The sequence below is a fragment of the Cysteiniphilum litorale genome, assembly GCF_003428165.1.
Taxonomy (GTDB): domain Bacteria; phylum Pseudomonadota; class Gammaproteobacteria; order Francisellales; family Francisellaceae; genus Caedibacter; species Caedibacter litoralis.
This window is the reverse complement of the sequence record NZ_QLIQ01000021.1, coordinates 34,300-55,412: the sequence shown is the minus strand read 5'-3', so window position 1 is coordinate 55,412 and position 21,113 is coordinate 34,300. Positions and strand designations below refer to the sequence as shown.

Here is a 21,113-nt window from a genome sequence, read left to right as displayed (position 1 = left end):
TAAATCGATGTTCTAACTACCGAAGTTGCACTAGCATGTAATTTACTCGGGAGCCGGATGCGATAGTTTCGCACGTCCGGTTCTGCGGAGGGGCTGACTGAAGCAATTTGGTCGGTCTACTCACCCATAGCCTGTTATAACTGGTTAAGCTCATTAGGTGATGGATTTACCTATTTAAAGGGCGTTGCCCAAATAAAAATAGAGCAATTCGCAGAAGACGCTAACAAACTCTCCGCAGATGAGATCAAAAAAATGAGGCTTGCTAAACAATATACATACATTTGTTCATTGATATATCTTTCACAAGCAAACGCGCGAGATGCCTTAGCAAGTATACTTTAAAACACTATTATTCGCTGCTGAGAGAATTTTATAAAAATCAGTTATTACGCAACATCATGAAGATCAACATCATAGTGTAATCCATCTCTATCAAGTAAATCTTGAATAGCAAGCCTAATAAACTGTTTCTGAGACTGACCAAGTATATCAGCTATTTCTGCTGCCTTTTTAGGGCTGATCATTTTTCTACGATTTTCTATATCTGAAAGATATGCCTGTGTAACATTTAGCTGCTTAGCCATATCACCTTGACTGATATTATCTGTTTCTCTAATTGATCGCACTGCCATAGCTAATGTTAGGCGTTCTCCCAGCATCTCTTTTAGATGACTATATGCATTAATATTCATGCGCATTAATCTCCTGTATTTCTATAAATTCATACTTTCCATTATCCAGCTCAATATATATCGCTCGATACTGTCCACTTAATCTTATAGATCGCTGACCTTTTCTCTTGCCTTTCAAAGGCTCATCATGAAAAGATTTTATCTTGCGACTTTCTCTGATGCCTTCGTGTTCAACCAAATCAATCCATAAAAACAATTTTTCAATAATCCGCCGTGGAATCTTTTTCAACGATTTAACAGCGGATTTGCTCAACTCTACTTTATAAATATCCAAGATAAGTTAAATCATTTATCTATCTTAACAAGATATTACACCTATTAGGCGTAAAAATCAAATTTAATCTAAATCGGGTCTAACTGCATCAACACACTATATGTTAATTTTTCGTATCACTTATGTTTATTTTTAAAAAACAATAAAATCATCTTCGCATAAAATTCAAAAAAACAGATTTTAACCCCACTTTAGTGGGGTAGGTCATTCATATTTTTATGCGATTTGCCACAAATAACGTAGGACAAAAAACGTTGTTATATTTGTAATGCATAAATTTGCGGCATTACTGTTCGCTTCATTGACTCATCAACTGAAGTGAATCAAATAAACATGAAACAAAAAGGAGATTTCTCTGATGAAAATTAAAATGATAGCAATAACTTTACCGTTGATTTTCGGAGCATCTATGGCGAATGCAAGCAATGCTTTTGATGAAATTGTTCATTCATGCGATGGGCAATTTGCAGTTTGGGATGGTGTTGATGCCACACAAATAAATGGAGGTCCATATTTTCCGGTATTAATGACTGTTAAGATAAAAAGCAATGGAGATAATCAGTATAACCTCAGTTCGGAGTTGCGGTTCATAAAATACTCAACCTTTTCTGCCCCACAATAGAGATAGGATCGATAACCCATGCAGCTAAGCATGCCATCAAATGTGTGCATGCATTTACAGGTGAGCGATGCCTTGTATGCCATAACATTAAACTATTTTTTAAATGATCAAATAGTGTCTCAATCATGCCTCTGTGGCGTAACAATTGCTTTTCCTGTGGTGTTCTAAATAGTTTTTTCATATTCTTTTTAAGAGTAGTAATCAATTTAAGCCCTTGTTCTGCAAGGCATTCTGCTTTGGCTTTGGATACATAACCACGATCGCCAAAAATCACCCCTTGAAGTTCCTTACACATATCCAACAACGGTGTCCTATCATCAGTGTTGCCACGAGTGACTCGAACGCTAACAAGTTCACAAAGATTATTAACCACCAGATGCAATTTCAATCCAAAAAACCAGCCTGTGCTGGTTTTGCTTTTACCTGCTAAACCATCAAATACCTTGTGCTTCTTCTCGCGTAAGTTATGACAAACTGGCAGTTTTGTTGCATCAACATAATAAATACCAGTGCGCTCACCTTGGTGATAGGTTAAAAAGCAAGACAAAGGTAAAATAGCTTGACTCATCAGTTCTACAAAACGGTTATACGATGGCGCTTGAGGAAAATATTCACGCCAATAAACTTTTATAAACTCGTTGTAATATGTTTTGAAATTGCGATATTGAGTTATCTGAAACATAATAAGAATTGTCATAATTTCGCTCACTGCTAATTGTTGTGCTTTGCCATATTTTCTGTTTCTATCCATGCCAATTTGTTTGAGTTTAAGTTGCTTTTCATAGATAATGCAAAAGTCGTCTATACGGCAAAATGTTGAAATAAGTAGTTCTATCATGTTGATCTTGAGAAATTACCATAAGAATTACTTATTTTAACACCATAAAACCCTTTTAAATCAAGGATTTTAATTCCGAACTCAGGTAGTATAGCGGCTATTTGCTTCAGAGCGGAAGAAACCAACCATATCAAGTGTTAAATGTGACAGGTTATTCGTATGGTGATGATCGTTTTGCAGGAACAATTCAAGGTAACACACAACATTTCCAAGTTGATGGTTTTAACTCATTAATTATTAGCAATCCCATAGCAGAAGGTGAAACCGATTACACATCTTTCCATTTTTTAGGCTGTCAAAATAAATAATTTCAACTTGTGTAAACGCTATATTTTATCTGTATTTTACTATAATATGCTCACGTTGCACTGAGCGTATCTATATCCTCCCTCCCCTCGATTTCGTTCAGTGTCAACTGAAACTAGTAAATCACCAAGCTAAGAATATTAATGGTACAGGCTTGATTTTGTGTCTATACTATCGTCACAGTAACGAAAAATTCTTGATTGTCATGCCAAAATCAAATGCCCAACGTATGCGTAATAAGCGTGAGCGTGATTATGCTTTACTGCTTGATTCAACAGGAAGTGAAAGACAGATTTCAGATACTGGTTTGATTGAAGTTATCGGCGTGTGTTACCGTAAAGCAAAGGATAATGGTAATACGGGTGTTTTAAAAATAGCCCTCAAGGAGCTTAATCGACGGATTCAATTGATTGACGATAAAAAGGATAGCTGTAGATCTTAGATGCTAAGATTACCTAAAAATATATTTCCCATTCAATAGCCCTTTGGCTGCTATATTAATATCATTCAATGCTTCATATTTTTTTGATTGACCTAGTTTGATCAATCTATAACTACTGTCCATATTTAAGCTTCTGAATACCTCATTTAAAATTTCATGAACACTCATTAAATGATCATCATGGGTTTGATATGAAAATGTTTTAATTCCCTGCATTAAACAAATAGACTTTTTCCATAAATTAAGTGCATTATCTAGTGAATTCCCCACAATTTCAAGCTCACCGCCATATTTAATAGCTTCTGCTATATTATCCATAATAACAAATATCACTCGCCATAATTCTTGATAAGCCACATCGATATTTTGATCAATTTTTTTTGTAACCACCTCTCTTCTAATACAATCAAGTCGTTTTGTATAGTTGGATCTCCAAAACACATCATCTTGACCAGCCGTTTTTAAATTATACAATGTTTCAATGCTTTCAAGCGGCATGTCGTTTTCATATCTAATATCATCACGTGTAACCAATGACCTCTTGACTGTCTCCTTTTCATAAAAATGGAATTCACCCGCTTCCCAAATTAACCTCACTGTTGCAGGAAAATTATAAGCTGTCTCTTTATCTTCAAAGTAACCAAAGACGATTTTAAAGGTATTTCCCTCATCGTCACTCCAAATGCTTTGTGATTGATAAAAGGTATTATCATCTAATTTATTCATAGCAAATCCTTAATGTTTTTTAAAATTAAAAAGGTTCGGTAAACGCTCGCTGCTGCCCAACGTTAGTAATGCGCCGCCTTAACACATATACACTAGGATAAGATAACGCTTTTGAGATTTGCTCGATTGTTGTATATTCCCCATTGAGCTTCCATACCTGCCCTTTGTTATTCCGTTTAGTATGCTCAAGTTCAATCGTTGTTTGTTGCCCATAATAGTTTAATGGTTTTTTTATAATCATATCTCACCTTATGTTTTTTATACTTTTCGTTTTTCATTTGCCCGATGTATCAAAAATCGCTCATCATGTGGTAGCTTCACCTGATATAAAAGCTCATACATAGCCACACCATTAACATGCTCTATTTCCCCCAATAAATGATGATGGCGCATAATCTTCAGATAAATTTCTAGTGCTATCCGGCTATCCTTAGCTAATTGCTCTACCATCATCGAACTCATATAACGCTTGGATGCATCTGTAAAAATATGTTGATTAACCACATCTGCATTTTCAACGACTTCATCAATTAATACGCGAACTTGCTTCTTTAAATTGTTGAGCAATGGTTTTTCATCGATAAAATCATTGCCTGTTGGCTGATTAAAAAATTGCTCATCGCTAAAAGTAAGTTGTTCAACTTCACCAGATTCATCCTTCATTGCTGGCTGATCCTGGTCATCCTCGTGCACATTATTCATATGACTCTCGATGGGCTTTTTGATGAGGTCTTTTTTCTCAACATAGTTGATGCCAAATCGCCCTTTATAACGCTGATCGTCATAGTAAAAAATGCGATCACAGATAAATGAACGCATGCCACTTTTAAAGACAAACTGCTTTGAACGATCAAGTTCTCGAATCACATCCGTATGATATAAATCAGTGGCAGTCTCTTGTTCGCTAGTTGAGTTTGATGTGCTGACATTACCAGGCGTTAAAAGTCCTGCACGTGTACTGCGACTTTTAGAGCTCGATTCATTACGACTTTCAACAATAATGGTTTGACGACCGCCAAGCTTCTGAATCCACTCAATGGTTTTAGTGTCATTAGCACCAAAGACTCTGATAAGATCAAAGCCTTTAATCATATCCGCTTTTTCAAACCGATCTACCTGATCCACTGACTGAAAATATAAAGACAGTCTCACGCCCTTGGCACCAAATATCTCATACAGAATGGGAATCTCAGGTACAGGTCCCAATTGTGCCACTTCATCAATCTGGATGGGATAACAAGGATGTAACTGATACGCAGGCGTAATTGATAAATGCGTTGCCAACATCGATAAAATCATCCTGATAACTTTAGGATAACGTGGCACCATGTCTTCAGGGATAATTAAGTACAGATCACTGTTGCCTGTAACATAGTCTTGGATATTCAAACCCTTTTGACTAAAAAAGCGCGCCCATGCGGGACTTGCCACATAATCAAAGCAGCGATAAAGTGTTGACAGTATAGAACCAGCCTCTTTATCAGCTACCTTTTTAAGCATACCAATACCAGCAACTATCCTTCGGCTTTTATTTTCTTTTTGGTAGGATTCAAGTGCCTTGATGGTGCCTGGTTTATCTAATGGCGCAAACGTATCATATAAATCAGTCAGTGATTTACCAGTCCCTAAAAACCCATCAATGGCAGCTTGTAAGATTGAATTAGCAGTTTCTTTAAAGTGGTCAGTTTCAAATTTCCCTTCCACCATCATCGCCCCTGCTAATGCGGCAATATAACGATCACGCGTCAGCTCATCATTTAAGTTAACATGATTCGGATTTAAAGGATCATAATGAAACACCTGAAAACCTTTAAAATCACCATACTGGTCAAGGACACGATAAGGATCAATCGCTACAGGCTTTTTGCCTTTGCGTATAGCATCCTCATACGTTGTCAAAAAGAGCTCTGATTTAATATCCAAGGCAAAAATATTATGCTTAGCATCTAAGATTGAGGGAATGGCTGCTGAGACACCTTTACCACTTCTAGGTGGTGCAATCACCAGTGTATTAATTGGTTTTTCAACTGCAATATACTCACCATCAAGCTTGCCTATCGCATAATCATCCCCAGCTAATGCCTTAGAGCGATCGGTCACAAAATCCATTTTTCTAAGATAAGGCACATCAGCTTGCTTGGCACTTCCTAGCTTACCTGATGAGGCTTTAACGTCCTCTTTAGGTGTCCGTCTCATTAAAAGATGAATTAAGCTGATTACTAAAATGCTACCAGCAAAAAGATTCTTAGCCATTACTAAGTGATAATAATCTTTAAGGTATGATGCCATACCTTGGGAATGGGTAAAAAATCCAAGTGATTTAACTTTCCAAGCAATAATAGCATTTAAGACAAGATCGCCCACAAAACCCAAGACAAGTGCGCTAAATATTGCCGTATTTAATGCAATCAGCATAATATTACCTTTTTCATTGCTGAGTCTTTTGTAGCCCCACCAATAAATAAGACCATATAACCCAATAATGACCAGACCTTGCCAATTAGAGTCAATAATACCTTTTTTGAAAACAATCACATTCATTCCCAAATAGTGCATTGCTTCAAAAAATGACTGATAGACCATCAATGCAAGACAACCAACAAACACAGTCATCATCAACAAAAAGATAGATAGCTCATTCAAAACGGAGTAAGGATGGTTATCTAACCCAAACTTTGAAAGTTTACGCAAAATCATAAGCCTTCTCCCTTTGCTTCAGATATAACCAACATTGTGTTTGTTCCGTATAATCATCGATGGTAGGTATGCAATATTTAAGCTCGATTTTACCCAACACCTTACCTCTTCTACGCCTCATCGATAATTCAACTTCATGCTCAAGTGCCAATAAAACCTGATCTGTCGTCATTTTTGAATCAAAAATAATTCGATCATTCATTACATCGGCATCAGCAGGATGAATGAAAAAAAGATAAGTCATCTTGGCCACGAAACGCTTATCTTGTGCTTCTAGTATTTCGCGCCAAATAAACATTTTGTTGTCATCTTCACTATCGTCATAAAGCGCATCAACCTTGGCTTTCGCTGCTTGTCTTGAGGAAAACTCATCTACGTAAATCATCTTATCGCTATCTGAAAAGCCAACCTGTTCATTTGATGGGTTGTAAACGGCAAATACAAAGTACTTTTTTACAGTTGGCGCAGTAGGCAAGACAACTAAGGTCGGTGAAACAGATAACTCAGACATTAAAAGGGCACCTCATCTGAATCATCAAGCTGCTTAGCATACTCCTCATAACTAGGTACAGGTGGTTGTTCCTGCTCAGTCGTGGCATTTGAGGCTGGAGAGTTAGTGCCATTATTAACTTGAGGTGCATTTGAAGGTTGCTGACCCTGTTGCTGTGCTTGGGTATTTTGCTGAGGATTGCCACCGACTAACTGAAAGCTAATACCGACAACTTCAGTTGTATAATGCGTTTGACCATTTTGATCCTGCCATTGATTGGTACGCAGTCTGCCTTTAACATAAATCAAACTGCCTTTAGTGGTGTACTGGGCAATCGTATCTGCTAATTTCCCAAAAAACACAACGCGATGCCACTCCGTATTTTCAATAAACTGACCCGTTTGGCGATCTTTATACCCATCATTTGTCGCAACACGTAAATTGGCAACGGATGTGCCATTTTGCATATAACGCACTTCCGCATTAGCCCCTAAACGTCCTAATAATGTCACTTCATTTACTGTACCTTTAGCCATGACGACTTCTCCTTTTTTGTTGTTTTGTTTTTTTATTTGTTTAATTTCCGGTTTTTAGGTTCTTCGATTTCTTGACTGCTTTAATTTATCTTTTTAAATTCCGCTGAATTAATGCATTAATCTGCTTGAACAGCTTCATCAGCACCTTTATTTTGTGACTGCTGATTCACATCAGTTTTAGTTTCTTTATTGTCTTTACTGTCTTTGCTATCTTTGTTTAGCTTTCTGTTAAGCCACGACCAGGCAAGTAGGTAATAGCCAGATGCTAATAACAAACTAACCACAACACTCACTAACGTATTAACGACACCAAAGACAAGAATAGTGACGACCACAAATGCAATAACCACAGGTAACTTAATAATCTGTTTACCATCGTGAATCAGTTGCTGTAATAATTGATTTCCCATTGTAAATTCTCCTTTGCTTGTTTATCGTTCATTGTTCTTTTTGTTTATTTTTGCTTCTTTTTTGCTCTTTTGTCTTTTTGTCTTTTTGCTGCCTATTTTATTTATTTAATCCAAGTTTCATTTGACCCTGCTCGATCCTATAAATCTTGCTACCGCGCTGAATAACCGTACCCTCATTAGCAATGCGTAAATCTTTGCCATCAAAGATATATGCGCTATATTCAGGGTTCTTTTGATAAACAATCTGCCCTTTCTGTAAAGGCAATTGATAAGTTGTTAAAGCGCCATGCTTATAAACAGTTAAAGCACCATCGACTAATATCAGATCATCATTTTTTAGCGTGAAATCGTTTTGTTTATTTTGCGTGTCTGTCACTACATTATTAGTCTGACAAATCTTTTGAAAAAGTGCCGTGCGTAACTGCTCACTGAGTCTCGCATTAAGTAGCTCACCCTGCCCTTTTTGACAAAAGTCAGACACTAAGTTTTGCGCTTTTAAATTGACCTCGTAAGCATTTTGCAGCCCTTCGGGTTTAACAATCACAAAATCTTGCGCCATTCGTGAGTTGCACAGGTCAATATAGCGCTGATCTGGATTAAGCTTGGCTAAATTGTTATAGCACCCCGCTAAAAAGCTGTTTTGGGTAACCCCTAACCCTTTATCGTACAGTGTGGCCATTCCTAAATAGCCTTCCAAGTAGCCAAAGCGCACCGCCTGCTTAAAGTCACTCAATATGTCTTTTGCTGTATCAAGACTCACATTACCACCGGAATGTAATGACTGGTTTAATGCAAGTTGACCCAACTGTAAATAAGCCAAACCAGACCGTGCTTTGGCAGCTTCTTTCAATAAATTTTCTTTAGCTGATACATCATGAGTCTCATCGACCTCTTGCATAATCTCTTTAACCATTAACGGCTTTGATGTAATGCGACTACTATCAGGCTGACCAAAGTGGGTTTGCGCCATCGCAGTGTGTGTTAAATCAAGCATCACACCTACTATAATCAATACATTTTTCATAGCTAATCCTTTTAATTACTTGCATTAAGATAATAACAATAAAACGTTAAATTACCTTCAACACGACCAGGGGATGCCTCTGAGGCACCAGGGTTCGACCAGGTATAAATTAAACTGACATCACTGGAGGTCATGCGAATATATTTCAATGGCCATGCTGAGCCTGGTATAAAGCTCCAGTAAGGCGCATATAAATTAGAAATAATAGCTAATCTACCTGCCTGACCCCCTAATGGCGGACAACTTAACCCCCAATAGTTGATATCAAGCACGACTTTAAAGGTATCACAACCGGTACCGCCTCGAACCATATTGCCCCAGCCACCCTGCTCCATTGAGCGAATCGCATTTACATTATTGGTTAATACACTTGGCGGCAACGGCTGACCTAAATCACGCGCACAAGCATAAGAGCCGCCACTTCCTCCGACCATTGTCCAGCCAGGAATACTTGAGCCAGGAATGATTTTTAATAATCGATATTCACCCGCCCGACTTTTTAATAATTGCGTTAAGGTTTTGTTGCCCATCGATTTAATATTAAAATCGTTCACCTCAACATTAGAGACGCCAGATACCCCACTTTGATTACCCAAATATACCGTGCCACTACTTGTATTAATATTTGTGGTTGTTGAGTTTAGATTGCTGGTTTGTGTATTATCATTAAAGCTCACGCCACCCATTGTGAAACCAGCACCATCAATACTCATGCTCTGCGATCCAGTAGCAACACTCATACTCGTCGTCGAGGTTATATTCGTATCATTGGCTTTCATCCAAATTTGATTGCCTGCGGTAGTATTAACATCTGTCGCTTGTGTTTGAATGTCAGTGGCATTGTTATTTATATTGCCTGCTGCTTGAATGGTTAAGCCGCCATGACTATTAGCAATACGTGCAGTTGCGGTATTGTTCATCTCAATATTAGATGGATTGATTAATTCACGATGATCAACAGGATTTGCTGGATTAAACCTAAAAGTTGCTTCCATCTGATTAGTGCCATCGGCATGCAACCACACACTGGTGGTCGCGTCACGCGTGATATCAATGCTAATCGTTGCCGTGTTTTTATCTAAGTGATAGGCACTACTGACATCCAATATCTGATCTCCAATCACACCATATTTCGCTTTGGCACTATTAACGACAATCGCAGCAAGCCAAGGGGCAATTTCATCGATGCCATTAGCACGCGTTACAATTTGTCCTACGTGAATCGTGGCACGAATATCACTTGGCGCAACATGCGTAATTTCAGTACGCACGGGTTGTCGAATTAATCTATTGGGAATCGTAAAGTTGCACGGTAAATAAGCCTTAGTTGCTGTCCCGCCGCAAGTATTACTGATTAACCAGTTAACACCAACCTGATCGCCAACAGCTAATGTTGGCGCATCTGCTAATCTTGCTCGAACCGCAGAGCTCAACATAGCTACCTGATTCCCTAAATCAATGGCTAGGTTCTTTTGTTGACTGCGTTTGTGCATGGTATACGTCCAAACACCACCACCTACAATCAACGCGATGATAAACATAACCAAAACAAGTGCAAAACCACCCTCTTTGCCATGTTTTAACTTGATGTTGCGATACTTATTCATTTTTCTAGTCTCTGTTAAACGGTTTTGCAATACGCAATGATGGTGCCCTCAGCACTGCTTGCAGAACCACCATTGATTGAGGATAACGTCACAGTGACATTATTAATCGTCGCCCGTGTCATCGGATAGGATTGACCCCAACCACTCCAAGCCCCACCGACATTCAAATGCAAGGTCGATTCGATATAAAGTGACTCGCCAGGCTGACAATTGAGATTCCATGTATTACGTTGCAACACAACCGAAGAGCCGACAAAGGAAGTGGCAGGTATCTGATAACCATAAATAATCTGGCGCACATAATAAGGGCTGGTATTTTTCAATAAGTCACTTAACTTCTGATTGCCCATCGAGCGAATGGTCATATCATTAACCACGACATTTGATACGCCTTGCGTCCCAGATTGATTCCCCAGATACACCGTCCCATTGTTTGTATTGATATTCGTCACCGTTGAATTCATATTGGTCGTTTGCGCATTATTGTTAAATGTGCTGCCTGATAAGGTGATATTGGCCGTATTAAATGCCAATTGTTGCGCACCCACGCCCAGCGTTAAGCTATTTGTTCCTAACAACTGCGTCGTTGGTGCGCGCATCGAAATCTGACGGCTGCCATCGACTTGATAAATATTGGTGGCTGAGTTAACAACATTATTGGCAATCTGACTTAAGGTTCCCGCAGCACTTAATTGCATCGCTCCATAGGTATTGCTAATCTCGGCAGCACCCGTATTATTCATCACAATATTAGAAACATCGGTGATCTCACGATGATCAACAGGTTTTGCTGGATTAAATCGCAAATTGGCTTCCATGGCCACAGTACCATCGGTTTTAATCCATGCCCCATGCACATTTTGAACACTGATTTGTACTTGCATGACAGCGGTCGTCTGGTTGTAACTAATTGCTGAGATACCATTAAATACCCCATTCCCATCGTTCCCATAATGGCTTTTAATAGTATTAACCATTATCGCACCCAAGCGAGGCGATAAGTGATAAGCACCCTCATCATAAGACTCAATGGGACCCACAGTAATGGTTGCTGTAAAACGACTTTGATCAACATCTAAATCAGTAATATTTGTTGAAACATCCTGACGTAAAAATGGCGAATGAATCACAAAATTACACGGCAGAAAGGCGCTATTGGCTGTGCCTCCGCACGTATTAGATTTGAGCCAATCAATCCCATTGTAAACGCCAGTTGCCAACCCATCATAACTGGAAACCCGCGCCTGGACCGCTGAGATATATTGCGATAAGGTATTACCGAGTGCTTTAACCTGATCATTCTGCCGATCCCGAATACTATTCATATAAAACCAGCCAACCAATAAGGTAATAATTGCCAAACCAAGCAATACACTTAACAACGAGAAACCTTGTTGCTTAGGTGCAAATCGCGCTGATTTACAAACTGATTGCAGTTGTTTATCTTCTTTATTTAAATCCATAAAAACATCCTTAGTCAATAAAGGGAATGCTGATCTAAAAGCATTAGAAACACAGCTCACTCAAGGATTAATTAAACGTGATCGCTAATGATGCTGGATCATTTTGCGCACAAGCTGTCGCAAGATCAGGACCCGTTGCCGCGGCTTGACCATTACCCGATACCCCTTGAGAGTTTTTACCTAAGAAATAACGACCAATTTTAGAACAGGCCTCTTTAGGAATTTGGTTTAATGTAACCGTAAACTGCGTATTACCATTAGCCGGTGCTACATCAATTGTTGAGTTATGATTGCCGGCATACCAAGAAGTACCAATCACTTGTGCGCCTGCTGCTCCCTTAATTAAAGAAGAGACCACATCGCCACTATTAATCACCGTTTGCGCAGTCAACCCCAGATAGCTGCCATCCGTTGCTTGTGCCATGCTGTTGATGTTACTCGACATCGTCGCAATCGCTTGTTGCATTTCACTGGCTTTACGTGATTCTTCAACATTACCGTAATAAGCAATCACAATCACAGTGGCAATCGCACCGACAACGATTGCTAATAACACCCCGATCAACGACAGACCTTCCTGTTTCTTAAACCCTTTGATTCTTCTGTTACTTAACAGCGGTTGACGGTCAGCTTTCATCATTTGTTCACTCATATTACTTTCTCTTTTCTCTCTTCTTTCTCTTTTTTCTCTATTTTGGCTATTATTTTTCATGACATTTTTCTCCTTTCATTCATCTTAAAATTTAATTTTTTTGCTTTTTTTGTTACTCAAAACATTGATATTCAGCAATGGCAAAGTACCTAAAAGAACTAGCTAAAGCCCTGTCCTACCATCATCACGGCATACATAAACCACAGCGAGAACATAATCACGATTGCCGTCACAGTGATGTTAATCACCGTAAACATTTTTTTAATGCGGTTGATTTGCTCATCCAAATAATTATTAGCCAGCTCATAAATCCCCTTTTCTAACTCATTTGAGTTCGCGTACATCGCAATCAAACAGGCGATTTGTGCGTTAAATAATCCGCTTTCAGCAATGACTTTCCCAGGTAAAGTACCTGCCTCTGCCACCCCATCAATCATGCGATCAATAAAGCGTGATAAATAGTTGGTGGCATGTTCACCAATACGTACTAAAGCCGCATGAATCGACACCTGATTATGACCACTGATCATCAATGACAATGCTAATAAAAAACGAATGGCCGCAAGATTCTTATAAACAAGGTAAGGAGGTACTGTATCCAAAAACCGATAACGCACCTCATGGGTAAAATACAGCACACTCCAAATACAAATCGCAATAAAAACCATAATCCCAATAAGCAAGCTGACATAATGCTTGGCAAACCATGAGCTAAAATGATAAAGAGATAACGTTGATGGATTAAAACGCGTCATATTATCCGCGCTTTGCATAATTGGATTTAAGGCATAATAGGCAATGCCAACCATGGCAAACATCAAGGCAATATACACCACAGGCATCAAAAGACTCTGCACAATAACGCCGCGCATTTTTTCTAAAGATTGCGACACATGAATCACATTTTTAAGGGTGTTCACTGAAGCCTGACGCTCTGATGCTAAAATCATCAGCTCCTGCTCGGGGATATAAATGCTGACTGCCTCATGAAACTCAAGCCCGACATGCTCCATTCGGTGATGAATATCCCCTGCAATTTGCGCATATAAATGCATATCATTATGCCATTTCTTATGCGCCTCATATTCCTTAATCATCTGATCAAGAATATTCTCAAAGCTAAAGCCTGAATTAAGTAAGCGCTTAACTACATCATAAAAGTTGCGACGCTTTTTGGCAGTAAACTGTAGCTTTAAAAGCTTACGCTTGAAGCTGCTGTATAGGCTTTCATGATCACTCTTAAATAACTTACTGGATTGCAGCTTTTGCTGTAGATCAACATTGAGCTTATTTAATAAATCTTTCATGCAATCACCTGCCTTATTTGTCTGGTTTGACTTATTTGACTTGTTGCGGTATCGATGTTTTGATCATGCAAAGACTCAAATGAATCAAAAGAATCAAGGTCGTCAACCGCTTTATCATCTTCATGATGAATAGGTGACCGCGCTTCAGCAGTGGCATTTGATGATGCTGGAGACTTTAAAGAAGATAAAGAAGATAAAGAAGATAAAAAAGGTGCGAAGAATGATGGTTCAAATACATCATCATCGATCTCAAGTGTGTCAATATCACCTAAGGCATTTTCAAATAATGTCGGGCAAACCTCACCTCTAAAAACTTTTAACAGTCCATGCTCAGCTTTGGTTCTGCCGCCTGATCGCCGCCATTCTTGCCACGCATTGATTGATTCGCGTTTAAGTAAACATTGCAAAACACGCGTTGTCGGTTTAATCACCTCAGCCACAATCGTCATGCCTGTCACGCCATCAGCACAATGTGCACATCCTGATTCATTGCGAAATCGTAATTGATGTTTTAAATCACTATCTAACTGGTAACGCTTCATCACCATATCAATCCGCGCTAAGAGATCAAAAGCTTCCTGTTTAAATAATGCGTCTGTACTACGATTAACCCGACCAGTAAACGCGTCAATGTCATCACTGCACTGTGAGCACACGGTGCCCACCAATGCCTGATTAATCAAAAGATTAATAAAGCCACTACCGCAAACTATCTCACGCTCTGCCCCTTCAAAGATCAAACGATCAACAATCCCTAACGCATTATTAGCATGTATTGTCGATAAGAATGTGTGTCCTGATTGAATAATCTTTTGCGCAAGCACTGCGGTTGTTTTATCACGAATCTCATTACAAAAGCCGACATCCATATCCGAGCGCAATGCAGTAATAATGGCTTCAATAAATAGCTTGGCTTTCAACTCCTCAGTCGCGTCAACGGGACAATTAATCGGTATTTGAATAAAGCCAGGTATTACATACTCTACGGGGTCTTCAATCGTTAGAAAGTTCTTACGCCCCTTAAAGCGCTGATAAATCTGTGACATGTGTGATGCCATCATCGTTGATTTACCGGAACCAGTTGGCCCTGATGAAATGGTTGCCCCTTTGGGTGCTGCTTGTGCTTTTTTAAGCAAAGCTAATTGATCAGGCTCGAAACCTAACTGATCTAACGGGCGAATGTCACGCCGATCAGTCGGCAGATTCCGTAACGCCACATTAAAACACTCGGTAAACTTCTCATTCACATGATAATCAGGTGATTCAATATTGGTCGAGGCAAAACGAATACGATATTTATGCCCATTGATCATGCGCTCTAAAATCGTCTGCATTTTTTTGTTGGCACTGAACTCTTTTGCCTTTTGCCCTTCCTTGCCTTTAGCATTGTAAACCGCATTGATTAAGCGTCTGGCTTCTTCTGATGAGATTTTTTTGTATTCGCGATACTCGCCAAAACGCTTAAAGCTGATCGTGGCTTCAATACCGGTTACCGTAATACGAATATCACTCACTTTTTCTGACACAGAATGGCTGATCATGTTGTCAAATTTTTTAATCATCGTGTCGCGATCAACCACCCCTTCATCAACAGAAACTCTTGTTTTTGCTTCAATTAGTACGCCAGGGTTGACGTAAAAAGTTCGTGTTTTATCGCTTCTTAGCTGTCTGGTTGCTTCAAGGCGGTATTTATTAATGATTGGTTCAACACGATTGGCTGCCGAGGTTGAGATAATTACCGCCGTATCATGATCTTTGGTTTCAAACACCATAAAATCCTGATGGTGGCTTTTAAGCTCATCCATAAATAGAATCTTAATCGGCTTAAATGGCAACATGCTAAAGTCGCTAATGACATTGCGCTGATAGTTTGAACTCGTGTTTATCCCACTGCTGCTCATTGCAGTGAGATTTCTTGTATTACTTGTATTGTGTGTTGTATTCATAATTAACCCTCTACTAAGGTGTTAAGATGTTAAGAAGTAAAAAAGTGATCAATAAAAAATAAAAATCACTTAAAAAAACTGCTTAGCTTGTTTTCGTATCTGAACTTTCTTGAACAGGTTGCGCCAGATACACCACGCGAATATCATCCGGATGTTTGACCTGTTGCAACTTCACATAACTTGGCATCACTTCTAATACACGCCATTTCCCTGAAATGTCATCGCCTTTTTTCACAGGGAATAAGCTATTGTCGTAATGCAATGAGGCAACGAGATTATTGGAAGGACCTGAAACCCCCATCAAAATAAATGTTTGAGATTTATTGAGTACGATTTTGGCACCGTTGTTATTGGCATTAGGATCACCATTTGAGCTTTGTGCTGAAGCAAAGTTAATACTGGTGGCATCACCACTTTTAATGGCATCTAATTGCAGCTTCATCTTTTCACGCTTAAGCTGTGAATCGATGACCTCATTTTGTGCAGAAGACAACGCAAGCTCGCGCTGATATTGCTTCATCTGTGTCACATAGTTATCGTCGTTCTTGATATCTTGAGCTTGAGCAACACCACAGGCTAATCCCATCACAATCATGAGTAGTTGGCTGATAGATGCCATATGATATTTATTGCCCTTAGCGATCTTATAACTTGTCTTATTCATAAATAACTCCTTTAAAACTCCAATTAGTAATCATGCTGTCATGAATGCTCAGCTTAAGGTCTGAGATAATAAAATACGGATTAAATGCCGCTGATTGAGTCAGTGCCAATAAGGTGTAGTCCCCTAGCCCATTAACCTGTATCGTTTGAATTTTGCGCCCATCAACCACTGTGGCTTGTGAAGCAACATAAGTCAGTGAATAGCTTTGAATCACCGATAAAAGTTTGGTCGCAGCAATGAGTCTGTTTTGCTCATGATTAAAGGCATCTAATGTTAAGTTAGGCTCAGACAAACGACTCATAATCGCAACATCAACATGTGCCTTTGACGCATCTTTATCGACATCCATTTTCAACGGCGAAAGTTTAGTACTCTCACGAATAAAGCCATCTAAAGTTGCATACTGATTGCGCTGATAGGTTAATCGCAAGACACCCACACGCTGTTGATCATAGTTCACTGCGGTTAAATCCCATCCTTCAACGAGGTACTGTAAGCTAGATAAGCGTGCTATAATCGACAGCAAAACATAGTTGGCATTGTTCTGATTAACCAAGCCGATAAAAGTTTTACTTTTTTCGATTCTCAGCTGCTTTTTATGCAGTGCTTGCTGCTTCGCCCTTGCCATACTCTCAATACGTAAGGCTTCCTGATCTTTATAATCCAAATATTTATCAACGCCATACCAAATAAGACCCGCTGTTAAAACAACCAATGCAATTTTGGCACTAAGACTGTTACCCTTAACAGGTCTCACCAAATACTTTCTTGATAAAGCCAATACTTTGGGATCAGCCAAAAATCGTTGAATATCAAAGACCTGAAGATAAAAAACATCCTCTGGAAAGCCATGAAATAGTCCACTAATATCATCACTGCAATTCATACTCACGGTTAATGTATTATTCTGACCACCCTCATTATGCCCACGGTTGATATTGGCTAAGTGATGAATCAATAACGGTAAACGATCGCGTGAGATAAACATATCCCCTGAATAAATCTGATCTTCTCCTGTTGCTTGATTGGTATAAACCGAACCTGAATCAACCACACGCCCATGTTGAACAAGACAAATCCAAAACAAAGGAAGCATCTGCCCATCAGCAGACTCAACCTGTGCTGCATTACCATGCTGATCAGTGATATATAAAAAATCCCTAAACTCACTGGCAATCAATAATGACAACAGTGACTTATTCAAATGTGATTTAAGCTTAGTGACCACCGCCTGATTATGCTTAGCATTAAAATAACCATAGTCGCTGCCATACTCTTTTAAAAACGCCTTTTTATTGGTCACATGATGATAATCACATCCCAACGCATAGCGTTTAAAAAGCTTTGGCAAATGAATATGCTGTGATTGAGGTGATTGAGGTGATTGCGAAGATGAAGAATATGAATGGTCAGTTTGAACTGATGTCTTCTTGCCTTCCTCTCTAGCACTCTTTACCTCTTTTTCCTCTTTTACTTTCCTATACCGTTTCATTGTTAAGCCTCAGACTCGTTATTATCAATGATGCAAGGTGTTACAATCACAACAGTCACCGTATGCTCTTTATTAGTTGCCTGCTTGCCACCTAAATACCAATACTTTTGAGGTCCCACAGAATTGGTGCCGTCGTTATTAGTATCATTTTGGAATCCTGCTAACACAGCCGTTTGACCGGATGTCAAAGGCACTGTCTGCATAAATGATTTATTACGTAAATCAGGCAGCTCAATCGTGCTTTGCGCATCTTTGGGACCAGATGTCACCTGACGCATTTTTAATAATGAGGCAATATTGACGGAGAGACTTAATAGCACCTTATTGCCTTTGATAATACGTGGCGTCACATCAACGGTATAACCTGTGCTAATCGTGCCTGGTGTCATACTGGTTTGGACATTATCAGACGAAATGGAACTAGTCCCTAATGAGGTCACTGAAGTCTCTTTGACATAATCCGTTGAGCGACTGACCTGAATCGGTGCAGGTCTGCCATTAACGGTATAAACCGTTGTACCAGTAACATAGGTGGTATGCCCCATTTGCTGTAAAGCCGAAACAATTAATTGAGAGCCCGCAAAAGGACCTGATGAAATGCCCCCTGTCACCGTAGCAGTTTGCACGCTACCTGAATAAGGATCAGATAACGGATTAGGAATACCATTAGTGCTCCATGATAACGCCCCTTTGGTGACTTTATACATCGCATTCCAATCAATCCCATAGTTAGATGACCCCGAAGTTTCAACATCATAAATATCAACACGCAACGCAATACTCTTACGTGCCGTTGTATTTAAGGTATTAATGAAATTCTGTACCTTGTTAATCAAATCGGGGGTCGATGTCACTGTCACATAACCACTGGCAGGATCAGACTGAACACTACCTGCTTTCCCAATAATATCCTGAATAATATTGAGCACTGATTTCCATGGATCATTCACCCCTGAATCAAAATCATTACTCATGTTTTGTGTAGCATTCTCACCTTTAGAGGCATTCTCAATCTTAACTTTGGTCTGTGAAGTCCCTGGCAACATGTCCAATGCAAAGGTGCGTGTTTCTAAATGATAAACATCAACAACACCACGGTTGTGATTATAACGCCACGATAAGTCATAATGCGTTGTCACATAAGTTAAAAGCTCAGCTAATGTTCCTTGAAAATTTAACGACATTTTTAAATCACGCGTTTGCTTCCTCTGAGGCTGTAAAGACGTAATCGGTGCTACCTGTGCATTGCTTGCTTTGTTTTTATCATCGCCATTTAACAACTGATCCATATAGCTTTGCGCATCCTGTGTTACACGAACACTGACACTGCTGCTTTGTCCAATCTCACTTAAAATCTCAAACAAGTCTTTTTTCTGATTAGAGCGAAAGGTAAAACTTTCAGAAAAGACTTTCGGTAACTGCTCAGAAGGTGCTTTAACTTCAAAACCTTTATCTGCAATGTAAATTTGCTTGTTATAAGAGATAAGCGCATTATCCTGCTTAGCAGTGGCTTGCGCCATAATATCTTGCGCTGTGTTAAAGTTTGCTTTTGCCGCTTGTTGCGTCGCCTCAATATTGGCACACCCTGACAACACAACACTGCCAGTAATCACTGCAATAACAGCAACAAAAGCAACTCTCGTTTGCTTCATCTGTGTCATAAATTTTTGTTTAATACCGAATTGATTCATCCCTATTCCCCTCTTTACTTATGATTTTTGTTCATTCATATGACTGTCAGTCATATCACCACGCTTCATTTGATCTTGACCAGGCATTAAGAAGTTAGAGCTGTAACGATCTGGCTTAATAAGCAATACCTTATTTGCGGTGACTTCTGCCTTAAGTGGCGTTGGTGTCTGCGTTAACGAATTAAGCAATGTTTGCAAAGGTCCACCTTTAGATAAAAATGCGCCATACAAGGTAGTGCTTTGTGTGATGTTAAAATCCATCTTCGTTTGATAGACTACCGTGAAGCCATTGCGCTTTGCCCAGCGATCAATCGTTTGGCGCACTGTTTGCCCCTGATACAAGTGATAAAGCTCTGGCTCTTTAATCGATAATGCTTGCGCTGATTGATCATTCTTGCCCAAACTAAATGCAATAACTTTGCTCTCTTTATTCACATATAACGATGGATAAACCCCTAAGTTATTTGGATTGGATGAATTGGATGAGTTTGATGAGTTTGATGAGTTTGATGAGCTTGATGAATTCGATAAATGCGTTTTATCTGTGCGCTTTACTTGCTGTACTGCTTGTGGCGCATCCTTTGATTGATCTGGAGCCTGTAAGTCATCACTACCCTGCTTATTTTCATCATGCACAGCGCTAACTTGCTCGCTGCTTTTATTATTTTTATCAGCCTGCGCCTTATCATCAGCGATCACATGAATATTGCTATGATTGAGATAATTGCCATCATCCGCCTTAGCTAAATACTTTTGTAATGGCGATGAAAAGCGAATCTGATAATGATCCGTTGGCAAATTCTGATTATTAACCACCACTTTAGGAGCATTAGCCTCTTGCCAACCAAAATTATCTGCCAATAACTGATAAATCACATTGTCGTCAGGTTTTTCTGATAACAGCGAGCCAATATATAACTTGTCACTTTTAAGCGTAATATCCGGCAAATTAGCCACGTCAATCGGCGTATTTTGTGACTGACCCCAACGCTTAATTGTCTGCTGCAACGTCATCCCCTTTACCGCATAAAACTCCCTGACTGCCTGTAAATCTCCAACAATATGTGCCTGCGATAACCCAACACCGTTTTTCGTGTTATTGGTTGCACCGTGCGTCACAGTGACAAAAGAAACAAAAGGCATCAGCAATAAACCACCGCCCATGACACGAATAAGACCTTTTAACTTCATCCTTCTCTCCTCATTTTTTTAATTTTTCTCATTTTCTTCATTT

Annotated in this window: 22 protein-coding genes; 3 read left to right on the top strand and 19 right to left on the bottom strand. The window is 39.3% G+C overall.

Annotated elements, in window-relative coordinates:
• Positions 1-386: 386 nt before the first annotated feature.
• Both DNJ75_RS09225 and DNJ75_RS09220 read right to left on the bottom strand, forming a co-directional pair.
• Positions 387-692, bottom strand: a complete 306-nt coding sequence (locus DNJ75_RS09225; protein WP_117003168.1) for a helix-turn-helix domain-containing protein — start codon at positions 690-692, stop codon at positions 387-389.
• Entirely contained in the window at positions 682-966 is a 285-nt protein-coding gene (locus DNJ75_RS09220; protein WP_203368853.1) for a type II toxin-antitoxin system RelE family toxin, read from the bottom strand. The genes DNJ75_RS09225 and DNJ75_RS09220 overlap by 11 nt, the downstream gene beginning before the upstream one ends.
• A 358-nt stretch (positions 967-1,324) precedes the next feature.
• On the opposite strand from DNJ75_RS09220, the gene DNJ75_RS09215 reads away from it, so the two are divergent.
• Positions 1,325-1,588, top strand: coding sequence for a hypothetical protein (locus DNJ75_RS09215; RefSeq protein ID WP_117003167.1), 264 nt, complete (start codon positions 1,325-1,327; stop codon positions 1,586-1,588).
• On the opposite strand, the gene DNJ75_RS09210 is transcribed toward DNJ75_RS09215, so the two are convergent.
• Positions 1,554-2,426, bottom strand: coding sequence for an IS982 family transposase (locus tag DNJ75_RS09210; RefSeq protein ID WP_117003166.1), 873 nt, complete (start codon positions 2,424-2,426; stop codon positions 1,554-1,556). The genes DNJ75_RS09215 and DNJ75_RS09210 overlap by 35 nt on opposite strands.
• Positions 2,427-2,569: 143 nt before the next feature.
• Here DNJ75_RS09210 and DNJ75_RS09205 point away from each other — a divergent pair, with 143 nt between their 5' ends.
• Complete coding sequence (locus DNJ75_RS09205; RefSeq protein ID WP_170137213.1) at positions 2,570-2,734, top strand: hypothetical protein; 165 nt, start codon at positions 2,570-2,572, stop codon at positions 2,732-2,734.
• Positions 2,735-2,886: 152 nt separating this feature from the next.
• On the top strand, positions 2,887-3,174 hold the full coding sequence (locus DNJ75_RS09200) for a hypothetical protein (protein WP_170137212.1): 288 nt from the start codon (positions 2,887-2,889) through the stop codon (positions 3,172-3,174).
• Between the two features lie 9 nt (positions 3,175-3,183).
• Here the strand turns inward: DNJ75_RS09200 and DNJ75_RS09195 are convergent, their stop codons facing one another.
• The 16 genes from DNJ75_RS09195 to DNJ75_RS09120 all read right to left on the bottom strand — a co-directional run bounded on the left by DNJ75_RS09195 (position 3,184) and on the right by DNJ75_RS09120 (position 21,070).
• A complete protein-coding gene (locus tag DNJ75_RS09195; protein WP_117003163.1) occupies positions 3,184-3,900 on the bottom strand; it encodes a hypothetical protein in 717 nt (238 codons plus the stop codon).
• 25 nt (positions 3,901-3,925) lie between these two features.
• The gene (locus DNJ75_RS09190; protein ID WP_117003162.1) at positions 3,926-4,141 is read right to left on the bottom strand and encodes a hypothetical protein; all 216 of its coding nucleotides are present in this window, start codon (positions 4,139-4,141) and stop codon (positions 3,926-3,928) included.
• Between the two features lie 17 nt (positions 4,142-4,158).
• Entirely contained in the window at positions 4,159-6,597 is a 2,439-nt protein-coding gene (locus DNJ75_RS09185) for a type IV secretory system conjugative DNA transfer family protein (protein ID WP_117003161.1), read from the bottom strand.
• Positions 6,584-7,108, bottom strand: a complete 525-nt coding sequence (locus DNJ75_RS09180; RefSeq protein WP_117003160.1) for a hypothetical protein — start codon at positions 7,106-7,108, stop codon at positions 6,584-6,586. Before DNJ75_RS09180 ends, DNJ75_RS09185 begins: the two co-directional genes overlap by 14 nt.
• Positions 7,108-7,623 (bottom strand): single-stranded DNA-binding protein, encoded by a 516-nt coding sequence (locus tag DNJ75_RS09175; protein ID WP_117003159.1) that lies wholly within the window; start codon positions 7,621-7,623, stop codon positions 7,108-7,110. The genes DNJ75_RS09180 and DNJ75_RS09175 overlap by 1 nt, the downstream gene beginning before the upstream one ends.
• Positions 7,624-7,739: 116 nt before the next feature.
• Entirely contained in the window at positions 7,740-8,033 is a 294-nt protein-coding gene (locus DNJ75_RS09170; RefSeq protein WP_117003158.1) for a hypothetical protein, read from the bottom strand.
• 97 nt (positions 8,034-8,130) lie between these two features.
• Positions 8,131-9,057, bottom strand: coding sequence for a hypothetical protein (locus tag DNJ75_RS09165; RefSeq protein ID WP_117003157.1), 927 nt, complete (start codon positions 9,055-9,057; stop codon positions 8,131-8,133).
• 11 nt (positions 9,058-9,068) lie between these two features.
• A complete protein-coding gene (locus DNJ75_RS09160; RefSeq protein ID WP_117003156.1) occupies positions 9,069-10,664 on the bottom strand; it encodes a hypothetical protein in 1,596 nt (531 codons plus the stop codon).
• A gap of 14 nt (positions 10,665-10,678) precedes the next feature.
• The gene (locus DNJ75_RS09155) at positions 10,679-12,127 is read right to left on the bottom strand and encodes a type II secretion system protein (RefSeq protein WP_117003155.1); all 1,449 of its coding nucleotides are present in this window, start codon (positions 12,125-12,127) and stop codon (positions 10,679-10,681) included.
• Positions 12,128-12,194: 67 nt separating this feature from the next.
• On the bottom strand, positions 12,195-12,839 hold the full coding sequence (locus tag DNJ75_RS09150) for a PulJ/GspJ family protein (RefSeq protein ID WP_117003154.1): 645 nt from the start codon (positions 12,837-12,839) through the stop codon (positions 12,195-12,197).
• 98 nt (positions 12,840-12,937) lie between these two features.
• Positions 12,938-14,086, bottom strand: a complete 1,149-nt coding sequence (locus DNJ75_RS09145; protein ID WP_117003153.1) for a type II secretion system F family protein — start codon at positions 14,084-14,086, stop codon at positions 12,938-12,940.
• On the bottom strand, positions 14,083-16,032 hold the full coding sequence (locus DNJ75_RS09140) for a GspE/PulE family protein (protein WP_117003152.1): 1,950 nt from the start codon (positions 16,030-16,032) through the stop codon (positions 14,083-14,085). The genes DNJ75_RS09145 and DNJ75_RS09140 overlap by 4 nt, the downstream gene beginning before the upstream one ends.
• Positions 16,033-16,114: 82 nt before the next feature.
• On the bottom strand, positions 16,115-16,696 hold the full coding sequence (locus DNJ75_RS09135) for a hypothetical protein (protein WP_117003151.1): 582 nt from the start codon (positions 16,694-16,696) through the stop codon (positions 16,115-16,117).
• Positions 16,689-18,188 carry a hypothetical protein gene (locus DNJ75_RS09130; protein WP_117003150.1) on the bottom strand — a complete coding sequence of 500 codons (1,500 nt, stop codon included), beginning with the start codon at positions 18,186-18,188 and terminating at the stop codon, positions 16,689-16,691. Before DNJ75_RS09130 ends, DNJ75_RS09135 begins: the two co-directional genes overlap by 8 nt.
• Positions 18,189-18,190: 2 nt before the next feature.
• A complete protein-coding gene (locus DNJ75_RS09125) occupies positions 18,191-19,879 on the bottom strand; it encodes a hypothetical protein (RefSeq protein ID WP_117003149.1) in 1,689 nt (562 codons plus the stop codon).
• Between the two features lie 18 nt (positions 19,880-19,897).
• Complete coding sequence (locus tag DNJ75_RS09120; protein ID WP_117003148.1) at positions 19,898-21,070, bottom strand: TcpQ domain-containing protein; 1,173 nt, start codon at positions 21,068-21,070, stop codon at positions 19,898-19,900.
• Positions 21,071-21,113: the final 43 nt, after the last annotated feature.

Coding starts and splice junctions, on each gene's coding strand:
- DNJ75_RS09225 (WP_117003168.1), bottom strand. CDS start 692: ATGAATATTAATGCATATAGTCATCTAAAAGAGATGCTGGGAGAACGC.
- DNJ75_RS09215 (WP_117003167.1), top strand. CDS start 1,325: ATGAAAATTAAAATGATAGCAATAACTTTACCGTTGATTTTCGGAGCA.
- DNJ75_RS09210 (WP_117003166.1), bottom strand. CDS start 2,426: ATGATAGAACTACTTATTTCAACATTTTGCCGTATAGACGACTTTTGC.
- DNJ75_RS09195 (WP_117003163.1), bottom strand. CDS start 3,900: ATGAATAAATTAGATGATAATACCTTTTATCAATCACAAAGCATTTGG.
- DNJ75_RS09190 (WP_117003162.1), bottom strand. CDS start 4,141: ATGATTATAAAAAAACCATTAAACTATTATGGGCAACAAACAACGATT.
- DNJ75_RS09185 (WP_117003161.1), bottom strand. CDS start 6,597: ATGATTTTGCGTAAACTTTCAAAGTTTGGGTTAGATAACCATCCTTAC.
- DNJ75_RS09180 (WP_117003160.1), bottom strand. CDS start 7,108: ATGTCTGAGTTATCTGTTTCACCGACCTTAGTTGTCTTGCCTACTGCG.
- DNJ75_RS09175 (WP_117003159.1), bottom strand. CDS start 7,623: ATGGCTAAAGGTACAGTAAATGAAGTGACATTATTAGGACGTTTAGGG.
- DNJ75_RS09170 (WP_117003158.1), bottom strand. CDS start 8,033: ATGGGAAATCAATTATTACAGCAACTGATTCACGATGGTAAACAGATT.
- DNJ75_RS09165 (WP_117003157.1), bottom strand. CDS start 9,057: ATGAAAAATGTATTGATTATAGTAGGTGTGATGCTTGATTTAACACAC.
- DNJ75_RS09160 (WP_117003156.1), bottom strand. CDS start 10,664: ATGAATAAGTATCGCAACATCAAGTTAAAACATGGCAAAGAGGGTGGT.
- DNJ75_RS09155 (WP_117003155.1), bottom strand. CDS start 12,127: ATGGATTTAAATAAAGAAGATAAACAACTGCAATCAGTTTGTAAATCA.
- DNJ75_RS09150 (WP_117003154.1), bottom strand. CDS start 12,839: ATGAAAAATAATAGCCAAAATAGAGAAAAAAGAGAAAGAAGAGAGAAA.
- DNJ75_RS09145 (WP_117003153.1), bottom strand. CDS start 14,086: ATGAAAGATTTATTAAATAAGCTCAATGTTGATCTACAGCAAAAGCTG.
- DNJ75_RS09140 (WP_117003152.1), bottom strand. CDS start 16,032: ATGAATACAACACACAATACAAGTAATACAAGAAATCTCACTGCAATG.
- DNJ75_RS09135 (WP_117003151.1), bottom strand. CDS start 16,696: ATGAATAAGACAAGTTATAAGATCGCTAAGGGCAATAAATATCATATG.
- DNJ75_RS09130 (WP_117003150.1), bottom strand. CDS start 18,188: ATGAAACGGTATAGGAAAGTAAAAGAGGAAAAAGAGGTAAAGAGTGCT.
- DNJ75_RS09125 (WP_117003149.1), bottom strand. CDS start 19,879: ATGAATCAATTCGGTATTAAACAAAAATTTATGACACAGATGAAGCAA.
- DNJ75_RS09120 (WP_117003148.1), bottom strand. CDS start 21,070: ATGAAGTTAAAAGGTCTTATTCGTGTCATGGGCGGTGGTTTATTGCTG.